This is a genomic window from Gammaproteobacteria bacterium (genome assembly GCA_029862005.1).
GTDB lineage: Bacteria > Pseudomonadota > Gammaproteobacteria.
The window spans coordinates 1-10,435 of record JAOTYD010000056.1 but is presented as its reverse complement, the minus strand read 5'-3'; the positions used below and the strand labels follow the sequence as shown (position 1 = coordinate 10,435).

At 50.4% G+C, this 10,435-nt stretch carries 11 protein-coding genes and 1 pseudogene; 8 read left to right on the top strand and 4 right to left on the bottom strand.

The window, feature by feature from the left end; genetic code table 11:
- Positions 1 to 1,210, bottom strand: a 1,210-nt coding sequence (locus OES20_18015) for an oxidoreductase (GenBank protein ID MDH3636590.1), incomplete at its 3' end; no start/stop codon positions are given.
- Positions 1,211 to 1,306: 96 nt separating this feature from the next.
- Here OES20_18015 and OES20_18010 point away from each other — a divergent pair.
- From OES20_18010 to OES20_17995, 4 genes are all read left to right on the top strand, one after another.
- A complete protein-coding gene (locus OES20_18010; GenBank protein MDH3636589.1) occupies positions 1,307 to 2,194 on the top strand; it encodes a LysR family transcriptional regulator in 888 nt (295 codons plus the stop codon).
- On the top strand, positions 2,194 to 2,931 hold the full coding sequence (locus tag OES20_18005; protein ID MDH3636588.1) for an SDR family oxidoreductase: 738 nt from the start codon (positions 2,194 to 2,196) through the stop codon (positions 2,929 to 2,931). Before OES20_18010 ends, OES20_18005 begins: the two co-directional genes overlap by 1 nt.
- A 736-nt stretch (positions 2,932 to 3,667) precedes the next feature.
- Positions 3,668 to 3,988, top strand: coding sequence for a carbon storage regulator (locus OES20_18000; GenBank protein ID MDH3636587.1), 321 nt, complete (start codon positions 3,668 to 3,670; stop codon positions 3,986 to 3,988).
- Between the two features lie 186 nt (positions 3,989 to 4,174).
- Entirely contained in the window at positions 4,175 to 4,810 is a 636-nt protein-coding gene (locus tag OES20_17995) for an NUDIX hydrolase (GenBank protein ID MDH3636586.1), read from the top strand.
- A gap of 290 nt (positions 4,811 to 5,100) precedes the next feature.
- Here OES20_17995 and OES20_17990 read toward each other — a convergent pair whose 3' ends face one another.
- Positions 5,101 to 5,292: a hypothetical protein gene (locus tag OES20_17990; protein MDH3636585.1), complete on the bottom strand. Its 192-nt coding sequence runs from the start codon at positions 5,290 to 5,292 to the stop codon at positions 5,101 to 5,103.
- A 283-nt stretch (positions 5,293 to 5,575) separates the two neighbouring features.
- Here OES20_17990 and OES20_17985 point away from each other — a divergent pair, with 283 nt between their 5' ends.
- From OES20_17985 to OES20_17970, 4 genes are all read left to right on the top strand, one after another.
- Positions 5,576 to 7,360 carry an adenylate/guanylate cyclase domain-containing protein gene (locus OES20_17985; protein MDH3636584.1) on the top strand — a complete coding sequence of 595 codons (1,785 nt, stop codon included), beginning with the start codon at positions 5,576 to 5,578 and terminating at the stop codon, positions 7,358 to 7,360.
- Positions 7,361 to 7,620: 260 nt separating this feature from the next.
- The gene (locus OES20_17980; GenBank protein MDH3636583.1) at positions 7,621 to 8,172 is read left to right on the top strand and encodes a carboxymuconolactone decarboxylase family protein; all 552 of its coding nucleotides are present in this window, start codon (positions 7,621 to 7,623) and stop codon (positions 8,170 to 8,172) included.
- Between the two features lie 277 nt (positions 8,173 to 8,449).
- Positions 8,450 to 9,124 carry a class I SAM-dependent methyltransferase gene (locus tag OES20_17975; protein MDH3636582.1) on the top strand — a complete coding sequence of 225 codons (675 nt, stop codon included), beginning with the start codon at positions 8,450 to 8,452 and terminating at the stop codon, positions 9,122 to 9,124.
- A 15-nt stretch (positions 9,125 to 9,139) separates the two neighbouring features.
- The gene (locus OES20_17970) at positions 9,140 to 9,799 is read left to right on the top strand and encodes a class I SAM-dependent methyltransferase (protein ID MDH3636581.1); all 660 of its coding nucleotides are present in this window, start codon (positions 9,140 to 9,142) and stop codon (positions 9,797 to 9,799) included.
- Positions 9,800 to 9,878: 79 nt separating this feature from the next.
- Here OES20_17970 and OES20_17965 read toward each other — a convergent pair.
- A pseudogene (locus OES20_17965) lies at positions 9,879 to 10,178 on the bottom strand (IS30 family transposase).
- Between the two features lie 14 nt (positions 10,179 to 10,192).
- Positions 10,193 to 10,375, bottom strand: a complete 183-nt coding sequence (locus tag OES20_17960) for a hypothetical protein (protein ID MDH3636580.1) — start codon at positions 10,373 to 10,375, stop codon at positions 10,193 to 10,195.
- Positions 10,376 to 10,435 lie beyond the last annotated feature (60 nt).

Sequence of the window (10,435 nt, the reverse complement as noted above, 5' to 3'; positions counted from 1 at the left end):
CAACCCGTGCCGCTTCCATGCCAGCGGGCCCACCACCGACAACGAGTATCTTTTTAACCGCATCGGTTTTATCAAAGCGGTCACCACCCCATTCGAACTCGCGTCCGGCGGAGGGATTGACCAGGCAGGATATCCAGTAGTCGCGCGAGCGCCGTCCCCAGCACATCTGGTTGCAGGAAATGCAGCCGCGGATATCGTCGTGGCGTTTCTCGCGGGTTTTATTGACCCAGTGCGGATCAGCGATTTGCCCGCGTACGATCGAAACCAGATCGGAAGCACCGCTGGCGATCGTGTAGTCGGCATTTTCGGGGGTGCGGATATGGCATTCGGCGGTGACCCTGGTGTGCCTGACCACCGACTTCAGTGCTGCGGCGAGCGGCACGCCCTGTTTTTCGCCATAGACGAAGGTAGCCATCAAACGTTCGTAGTCGACGTAGTTTCCGGCGCCGCAGGTCACGTAGTCGAGGTTGCCGGTCGCATCGTGCAGGGCGATGACTTCCTGCAGTTGTTCGAACGTCATGATGTAAGGCGTTTCGTCCGAATAACTGATAGACATGCCGATGATGAAATCCTCGCCGCAGGCTTTTCGAATCGAGTTGACGATCGAAAGCGACAGGCGGCAGCGGTTTTCCAGCGATCCGCCCCAGCGGTCGTCACGCTTGTTCGACCACAGCGTCCAGAACTGGTCGAGCAGGGCATTGTATGCGGCGAACAGGTCGACGCCATCGAAACCGGCCGCCTGGCAGCGCTTTGCAGCATGGGTAAAGCAATCGATCACTTCGAGGATTTCAGATTCGCGCATCGCATGGCTACCGTCCGAGTCGTGGTAGGATGCAAGCCCCGATGGCGACCAGTGCGGCATGAATGACAAGTCCGAGTCACCATGTTGTCCGACGTGGTAAAGCTGCTGCAGTATCGTGGTGCCATGTGCGTGCACCGCGTCGGTGATTTTACGGAAGTAGGGAACCACGTCGTCGTCGCAGTGGCGAAAGTTACCACGTGTCAACACCGCTGTCGGATGCACCGGCATCGGCTCGACCACGATCATCGCCGCGCCGCCGATCGCGCGTTCTTCATAGTAGCCACGATGGCGTTCACCCGGCAGTCCCAGGTCGGACATGTTGGCGGTATGGGCACCGAATACGATACGGTTGTCGAGGGTGCGATGACGCAGCTCGAGCGGCTGAAACAGATTCTTGTACTGGGTCATGATAATGGTACGAGTTTGATCGAAAGTCGAATATACCGATTGTATCGGTATGAACAAAACGATATATTTTCATAACTTACATCGAAATTTGTCATAATGTCCACTCTCGATATCGATTCCATGCGTGCCCTGACAGCAATTGCCGAGTCCGGGGGCATTACCCGCGCCGCTAAACGCTTGAACCTGTCCCAGTCGGCGGTCAGCCACAAAATGAAGCGTCTCGAGCGCAAGCTTAACCGCAACCTGTTTGCGCGCGCCGACGGCAAGTTGAACCTGAGCGCCGACGGCGAAAAACTCCTCGACTATGCGCAACGCCTGGTCAAGCTGCATGACGAAGCTTATGCCAGCTTTCACCAGAGTGACCTCGCCGGCGAGTTACGCCTCGGGATTACCGAGGACATCAGTGCCCCGGGAATGGCGCAAATACTGTCGAGCTTTTCCACCAGTTTCCCGAACGTGGCATTAACTTCACGAGTAGCGCACACGCCCGAGTTAGTGCGCTGGTTACGAGCCGGTGAAATTGATATGGCGCTGATCGAGATATTTGAATCCGAGCTGCAGGAAGGGGATCATTTGCTCGGCCAGCAGCAGGTGGTATGGCTGCAGGCAGAGGATTTTGTGCTCGATCTCGAGCGCCCGGTCCCGTTTGTGACCTATCACAAGAATTGTTTTTACAAGGCCTGGGCGGAGAAAGCGCTGGACGAAAACGATCACAGCCTGCGCGTGGTTTTCGAATGTCCGAGTATCGAGGGTATGGTCAACGCGGTGCGCAGTGGGCTCGGAATCGGCCTGGTCAATCTCGGCGTGCTCGAGCAACGCCAGCAGGGTGGACGACGCGGCGATAGCCGCGGTTTGAAAATTGATCATGCTGATTTACCGAAGCCACCGCCAATTCAGCACGTCGCGCGATTTTCGTCGGGTATTTCGACCCGCCAGATGGAAAAACTGCTCGAATCGATTAAGAATGAACTGGGCGCTCGCTGATGAGTGAGCCTGAATCGTTAATGCCTGTCGTCCTGGTTTCCGGTGCGAGCAGCGGCATCGGTGAAGCGATCTGCCGTCAATTGATTGAACAAAAGTGTCGCGTTGTCGGGGCTGCGCGCAATACGTCCCGGTTACAGCAGCTGGCCGCTGAACTGGGTGACGGGTTTTACCCACTGGTGGTCGATGTTACCGATAGTGCGGCGGTGACCGGCGTGCAACAGGCTCTGCCTCAGGAGTTCCAGGACATCGAAGTGCTGGTCAACAATGCCGGTCATGATATCGGTGGGCGTCGGCTGTTCGAGGAGGGCAGTGCCGATCAGTGGTGCGATATCATTGAAACCAATGTGCAGGGCACGATACGGCTTACCCGCGCGCTAATCGAAGGTATGCTCGCCCGGGGTTCGGGACATATCGTCAATATGGGTTCGATTACTGGAATCAAACCCTATGCCACGATGGCAGCCTACGTCAGTAGTAAATACGCGGTGCATGGTTTCAGCGAGACGCTGCGCCTCGATTACGCTGGTCGGGGGATTCGTGTCACCGAAATCATGCCCGGACTAGTGCGCACCGGGTTCGCACGGCAACGCCTCGGCGACGCGCAACAGGCGCAGGAATTCTATGACAATGCGGAACAATGCTTGCTGCCCGAGGATGTTGCTCGTACCGTGTTATACGCAGTACAGCAACCGAAGCATGTCGAAATTGCACAATTGGTCGTTTTACCTGTTTCTTAGTAACGAGCCGCTGTTTTGCCGATAGCGGAGGCTCGTTAACATCTTCGGGTTCCATACTTTCGGAAAACTCCGTGAAACCACGAATGTCGCAGAACAGGGTCACGATGTAACTGCGGTGGCTCTCAAGCATCGATTCCTGCTGCTCCGCGAGTACAACCTGGGCTACTTCAGGGGCCAGGAATCGTTTGAGCCGAGCGAGCTTTTCAATTTCCCCGACCTGATCGTTAACCCGTTGCTCCAAATTTTCGTTCAGGGTAGCCAGCTCTGCAGCCTGCCTGGAAACCACCCTGGACTGAGTTTCGACCTCATGATTTAACTGAATTAAGCGTGAATTCTGATTCAGCAGTGCGGCAACCACGAGCAGAATGTATCCGGAAACTTCAAGCGTCGGGCTATGCATCTTCTGTGATATTCTCGATTTGTAAAGTTCCTTAGGTGATAATACTTGGGAACCGTTCGGTAGAATTAAATCTTTTGCCCCGGTTGCGGGCCAGTCAACGATCCGGGCCTTCCTCATAACCGGTTGAAACCAATAAAAGATTCTTGTAGCGCCGGTGTATATCGCCATGTTGTTTCGACAGAAGGACGAGCTTGGGTGTTTTTTTTGGGTCGTGAGCCGGCACTGATCCTTGAATTATGAATATCCGCTTCAGACCTTACGCAATTCCAGCTTTTTGCACTTCCAGCCAATCAGGCGCAGTATGCTAACTTCAATTAACGAATAAAGAGCAGCACTATGCGATTAATCACCCGCAGAGGCGGGGAATCATTTCATATCGGTAACAATATTAAAGTCACGGTTGTCTCTGTTAGGGGCAACAAGGTCGAGCTTAGTATAGGAACGATTGACGAGTCCAAATCGTTTCGCACGTGGAGGTCTAAAAATGTCACCACCAAATACCGCGAGTCATTTCAAGTCGGTGACAATATTAATATCAAGGTCGTCGCTGTTGGAGACAACATGGCCAGGCTAGAGATCGAAGCGCCTGACCAATCCAGGGTGCATCGCGAGGAGACTCATGAAAGGATTCAAAAGCTGTGTGGTAAAGCAATATAAAATCAAATAGCAGACACTCAAAATACAGAGTTCAGCTGCGACCTCCGGCCAGTTTCGGACACTGGTGAAACTGGTGGTGGAGTTTTGAGAAAGAGACCTTTATTCTTAATCTTATCTATCCGAAATACATCGTGCCCTAACGATGTACGTTTAAATTCACGGTAACGTGCTTGGGAGTAGATAAAAGTGTTTGCTTGGGTTGCTCATTACATTGAAAAACATCCCTCACTTCATCGGGCATCACTTTCTCTATGGCGGTTGTTCCCGCCCAGATTAGCCGGTTTCCTCAAAGGGCAGTTAGCTAGGAACTGGTTAGTCGGGGCGGTTGCAGTACTGATCGATGACACTATTCGACCGCCTCAGGTCCTGATTGTCGAGCACAGTTATCGACGTAAAGGAGTCTGGGGGCTTCCCGGCGGTGCACTCGAATCGATCGACGGCAACCCCACTTCGCCAGGGCATATTGCATCACCTGATGATGTGATTGATGCCACTCTACGGCGCGAAGTTAAAGAGGAGCTTGGCATTGAAATCGAGGTAATCCGACTGCTACGCGTCGATGCTATACCGTATATCGTGGAAGAGCCTGGACCATACCGGTTAGATTTCTATTATCTCTGCCAACCAGTGCAGGGATTTTCGGTTCTCCGAGAGGAACTTGCTTCGGGCAAAGTAAAACCAGCTTCACCCGAGATAAAACATATGCGTCTCGTTGCATTAACTGATTTGGCAGGGTACGACTTGTTTTCTCCAGACATCAGGTTTTTAAAGGACGATCTCCCGAGGCTTGAGCCGAAACTGCGCGATGACAGCAGTCCTTGATCTCAGAGTATTTGCTCGTAAGCAGACGCTCGTAAAGCACTGGCAGGAGGCAATCTTCGGCCAGGAGCGGACACCCAGAAATCTGCGATAAGCTTCTGAGCAAGACCAGATAATATCCCTTCAATCTAGGCTTCGTACGGTGACCCTCCCGTTCTAGTGATAGCCAGGGCTGGGTAAGATTAATGTTATTAAAAAGTGGTTAGCTTGGTTTTTTTATCCCCATGATGTTAAGACGGTCGTGCTCATTGTCAGTATCTAGGACCGTAGGTTTTACTCGTCCAGAACTCGGGTTACTCTTTCGCCCAATACTCTTCATCCATACCAATACTTTCCCTTAATCTTTTCCGCTCTTTTAATTTTTCAATGCGCCTTCTCGCTTGATTATTATATTTTCTGCGGCTTGCCCGCTTGTGGGTGATGTCGATGAATTTATCCTGATACTCGAATTCAAAATCGATATCAGGATATATTTTAGGTGACATGAGATTAACTCCTGACTATGCCATTAGTCAGAATGTAGCTAAAAATGTCAAAAAAGATAAGGAAAAATAAGTGGATGCCATTAAATAAATTAATCGGAGTGATAAAGGGCGCTATACCCTTTATCTATGAAGCCACGCTATCTCAATAGCGGACCCCCAGTTACCGACGTAGAACTTCGTATTTCGGCCAGAAGCGGACGTCCAAATTTTGTTGAAGTTGGTCTCTATCACTCTTTAGCGTTAGTATCTGGCGGAGTAATCCTCATCAGTAGTAAAGCTTCAGATGAATGATCGCCTACCAAGAAAGCTAGCCGCAATACTGTATGCAGATGTTGCAGGATATTCTCGTCTGACGGGGGAAGATGAGGATGCAACTCACCGCACTCTCACTGAATATCTCGATCTGATATCGGCGATAGTCGATTCACATGGCGGCAAGGTAATGCACTATGCGGGTGACGCGGTGCTTGCCCAGTTTGCTGCGGTTGTCGATGCCCTCTCTTCCTCGATGGCCATTCAAACTGAACTTCGATCCCAAAATGCAAACCTGCCCGATGAACGCAAGGTTCAGTTTCGCATCGGTCTAAACCTGGGCGACGTCATCGAGGACCGGGGTGATATCTATGGAGACGGTGTAAATGTCGCTGCGCGGCTTGAAGCTCTGGCCGAGCCTGGGAGTGTTTGCATTTCCGATGCCGTACGAACCGCTATCGGTAATAAGTTACCCTTGCGATACTTGTTTATCGGAGAACACAGTGTCAAAAACATCGAGGAGCCAGTGCGCGCCTACCATGTTTCTGAGGGCAGCGCTGGGGTAAGCGCTCCATCGCAACTTTCAGGTAAATTCGGTGGGGTAGCAAAAATACTGCCGTTCGGGAAACCTTCGATTGCGGTCAAGCCTTTCGAGGATATTGGAGCGGATGCTGAACGGGATCGTTTAGGATACACCTTTACCACCGGCATTGGCGTCGCACTAACGCGAATTGCGGGATTGGCCCATGTCCAGGATGAATCGCCTGCATTGGCCGACACGAAACAGATGACGGAGCGGGAGATTGGTCGAAAATTCAACGTTCAATACGTATTAAAAGGTAGCGTTCGGAAACATGGTGACAGAATCCGTGTGAGCGCGGAACTTCTGGAAGTAGCGACCGGCAAGTTCGTCTGGGCGGAAAATCTCGATCGTGAAATTCATGACATTGGTGACTTTTTCGACGTTCAGGATGAAATCATCGAAGAAATTGTCACCGCCCTGGATGTCAAGTTGATGGGCGGTGAGGCTATCCGACTCGTGCGTAGGGCATTGACAGATCCCGTTGCGCTCGAAAACTACTACCGAGGTGAAGAACTGCTGTGGCGCTCGACAATGAAACTCGAGTTCCGGGAAGCGCGACACTTGTTCGAGGAAACCATTCGCCTGGAACCCGAATCCCCGGTGGGATACGCGGCTGGGGCATTGACCTATTGGATAGAAGTCCTTTCGGATTTAAGTGATGATCCTTCACATTCACTCGAGCGCGCGACCGAACTGGCACGCGAGGCAATCAGGCTGGACGATGTGACAGGCTACGCCCACATGGTGCTGGCGCATGTATACCTGAACCGGCGGGATTACGATGAGGCGATGTCGGAAGCTACGAAAGCCGTGACGGACCGACCGAGTTGCCCGGCCGCATATTCAATCAAGGCCAGTGTTCTGACCTACCTAGATCAGGCAAGCGAAGCGGTCGATTTCGCGCAGTATGCGATACGCCTGACACCGATCCATCCGCCGATGTATCCGGCCGTGCTTGCCAGCGCTTATTATGGTAGCGAGCGATACGAGCAAGCGATTGCTGCTGCGAAGGATGCCATCGAACTCCGGAGTAATGACGTGAGTCCCTATTTATACCTGGCCGCCTCTAATATGGCGCTGGATCGTGCTGAAGAAGCACGCCGCGCAGCAACGAAAGTATTAGAAATGGAGCCCGATTTTTCCGTCGGTGAATTTGCGGAATCTCAACCCTATAAAGAGTCCAAAACCCTTGAAAATTTATTAGCCCGGCTCAATAGTGCCGGGCTCTCATAATTTATCCATGTTTCGCCCGAAACGGATACCCTTCAAGTTAGTTGAACAACATCATTTATTAAAGACCAAAGGTACGGCTTTAGGTCGGTTATTGCCACTGATTAATCCAGTTTGAGAGTCTGACTTCTTGTAAGCAGACTCTCGCAATGCCTTGATGGGAGGCAATCTACGGCCAATAACGGACGCCAAGTGTTGCAGCGATAATATGTTATCAGGTCAAAAATCTTATAATGCTGCTGTTAGGCTGTTGAGGGATAAATATGAGAATTTCGGTAAAGCAATTAAAAGAATACCCCTGGATTCTACGGCCTTTCTTTTGGAATCAGAAAAGAAGATATGGAGCGATCCTTCAGCCTAGCTTACTTTGGGCAAGAGTTCCGAGACTGTTTGGAGCTGTGTCTGTGCTTTATGCGGTGCTGGATAGAAAAAGCTCTCCATTGAGCCCCGTTTTGCGCTCATTGGTTACGGTAAGGGTGTCGCAAATCAATTGGTGTCGTTTCTGCATTGATATCAATTCTGCCAGCTTGGCCGAACGCTCTGGCTCTATGGACAAAGTTGAGATGCTTGCGCAGTGGAAAGAAAGCGACCTCTTCGACGAGAAAGAGAAGGTTGTTCTTGAATACGTGGAAGCTGTTACTTATTCAGATCAACAGGTGACTGATGAACTGGTAGAGCGATTAAAGAGCTTCTTTGACGATGATGGCATCGTTGAATTAACTGGGCTTATCGCTTTTCAGAATTTATCCAGCAAATTTAATAGTTCTCTGGATGTGCCATCCCAAGGTTTCTGCAAACTCCCGTATGCTCCCTAGAGCAAAAATCAAGCCTAACCAAGCCATGGAACTGACGCTCAATAGCGTTTGCTAAACTTTCCGTCTGGCCTAGGCTCATAATCGATTTTGAAAATCTCCTTTAGGTAAGCCGCCCCTGAAAAATTGATTCCGAGCGTCTGGTTTTTCTAAGTATGCGCTGAGTTTCGAAGTTCGGCCAGAAGCATACGTACAGCAATAAATCGATAACATGTTAACAGGTCAAAAGCCTTATAATTTGTGCTGTTAGGCTATTAGCAAAGCAAAATAGAGACTCTTCATGTCTTATCTAACCGCGTTTTTTTATGACAAATTCATGGCCAGAACTGAAGAGGCATGCCTGAAGGATTGGAGGCATGGGCTTCTCAAGCAAGTAAGGGGTGAAGTATTAGAAGTTGGCGCTGGTACAGGAGTAAATATTAAATTTTATCCTGACAATGTTACCAGGCTTGTACTTTCTGAACCTGACAGGCATATGCGCAAGTATTTAAAGAAACAGGTAGGTAATTACCGACTGAGTAATGCAACAGTGACAGGTGGAACAGCAGAACAAATTGAGTCTGATGATGAATCATTCGACTATGTCGTGGCAACACTGGTTTGTTGCTCGGTGACCAATTTAAAAGCGAGTTTACGCGAAATCAGACGTGTATTGAGACCAGGGGGAGGACTGGTTTTTTTGGAGCATGTCGCGGCTGCAGACGGCACCTCGAGAAGGCTATGGCAGAATAGATTAAACACAATATGGAAAACATTCATGGGGAATTGCCATCTGAATAGGGAGACGGAACAGGCAATTGTTACCGAGGGATTTGAAATTATTCAAATTGAGAGGGAAAGCATGCGGAAAGCTCCGCCAATTGTTCGTCCTACCATACGCGGCATCGCGAAAAAGTATAATAAGCGTATGCAGCCGGACCTGACCTGCGGTCAGGCCGCTGACGCGAGGTATTAGGCAACGGAAAGAAAATTGGTTATCTCACGCAAGGAAATACAAGATATATATAAAAACCGCGCCAAGCGATATGATTTTTATTCGCGGCTTTTTTGGTTGGTGGGTTTCCGTTATTCCTCATATCGTGCGCATGCGATCGAGCTCTTGAGGCTCAAGCGAGGAGACTGCGTCGTCGAGCTTGGATGTGGAACTGGTTTAAACTTCCCGATGCTCATGGAGCGAATCGGACCCGAAGGTAAAATTATCGGGGTTGACCTGACCTCTGAGATGCTTGCCTGTGCGCAAGAAAAAGTTCAGCAATCCCGTTGGAATAATGTAGAGCTGGTTCAATCGGATATGGCTAATTACGAGTTTCCAGGCGCAATTAACGGTGTATTGTCAACCGGCGCCTTTGGTTTCGTGCCCGAATATGAACAAGTCATTGCAGCGGCATCACGTGCGCTGATCCCGGGCAGTCGCCTCGTCATACTGGATATGAAACGATCCGATCAATGGCCAAGTTGGTTGTTCAATATCGTTGTCTGGATAGGCCGCCCATTTGGAGCAACTCATGAATACTATAAACGGCGACCTTGGAAATCCGTGGAACGCCTCTTCCCAGATGCTGCATTCGAGCAAAAGTATGCAGGCCTGATTTATTTCTCTTCCGGCACAGCCTCATCGCTTGCAGCTTAACAAGCTCATGCAGGCAGAAACGATGCCTGCTGCGTGCGTGATAGACTGAATGCATGAGGGGCAGTTATGGGTTGCGGTTTCAACCGATCGACGCAACACATTGGTTAAATCGTTCGGCTGGCGTCTCATAGTCTAACGTTTTTCTTGGCCGCTCGTTCAGCCGTCGAGCCACTGCATTGAGTTTTGCCTGCGAGTGCACTGAGAGGTCGGTTCCCTTTGGGAAGTACTGTCTGAGCAAACCATTGGTGTTCTCGTTGGAACCACGTTGCCAGGGGTTTTGTGGGTCACAGAAGTACACCTTTATGTCGGTTGCCAATGTAAACCGCGTGTGATCAGCCATTTCTTTGCCGCGGTCCCAGGTAAGCGACTTGTAGAGTTCCGCCAGCGTCAATGCTAAACGCGATCGACGGCGTTGTCTCGGACGTATCCCACCAGTCTCCGCCAGGATGCGTTGTATCGATGAATGACCCCGATCAAACAGGCGCGCATCGAGTTAAGAGATTCGCCTTTCTGCCAGCGATCCCACATTAACGCCTTGTCAGTTTCTGTGTAGTAAATCCTCGGTCGCATTTTCATTTTCAACATCCTCCTCTCTATAGTTAGAGATTAGGTGTTGCATCGACCGATTGAAATCGC

Bases quoted from the DNA above. Each gene is read 5' to 3' on its own strand.
- OES20_18010 (MDH3636589.1), top strand. From the start codon at position 1,307: ATGTCCACTCTCGATATCGATTCCATGCGTGCCCTGACAGCAATTGCC.
- OES20_18005 (MDH3636588.1), top strand. From the start codon at position 2,194: ATGAGTGAGCCTGAATCGTTAATGCCTGTCGTCCTGGTTTCCGGTGCG.
- OES20_18000 (MDH3636587.1), top strand. From the start codon at position 3,668: ATGCGATTAATCACCCGCAGAGGCGGGGAATCATTTCATATCGGTAAC.
- OES20_17990 (MDH3636585.1), bottom strand. From the start codon at position 5,292: ATGTCACCTAAAATATATCCTGATATCGATTTTGAATTCGAGTATCAG.
- OES20_17985 (MDH3636584.1), top strand. From the start codon at position 5,576: ATGAATGATCGCCTACCAAGAAAGCTAGCCGCAATACTGTATGCAGAT.
- OES20_17980 (MDH3636583.1), top strand. From the start codon at position 7,621: ATGAGAATTTCGGTAAAGCAATTAAAAGAATACCCCTGGATTCTACGG.
- OES20_17975 (MDH3636582.1), top strand. From the start codon at position 8,450: ATGTCTTATCTAACCGCGTTTTTTTATGACAAATTCATGGCCAGAACT.
- OES20_17960 (MDH3636580.1), bottom strand. From the start codon at position 10,375: ATGAAAATGCGACCGAGGATTTACTACACAGAAACTGACAAGGCGTTA.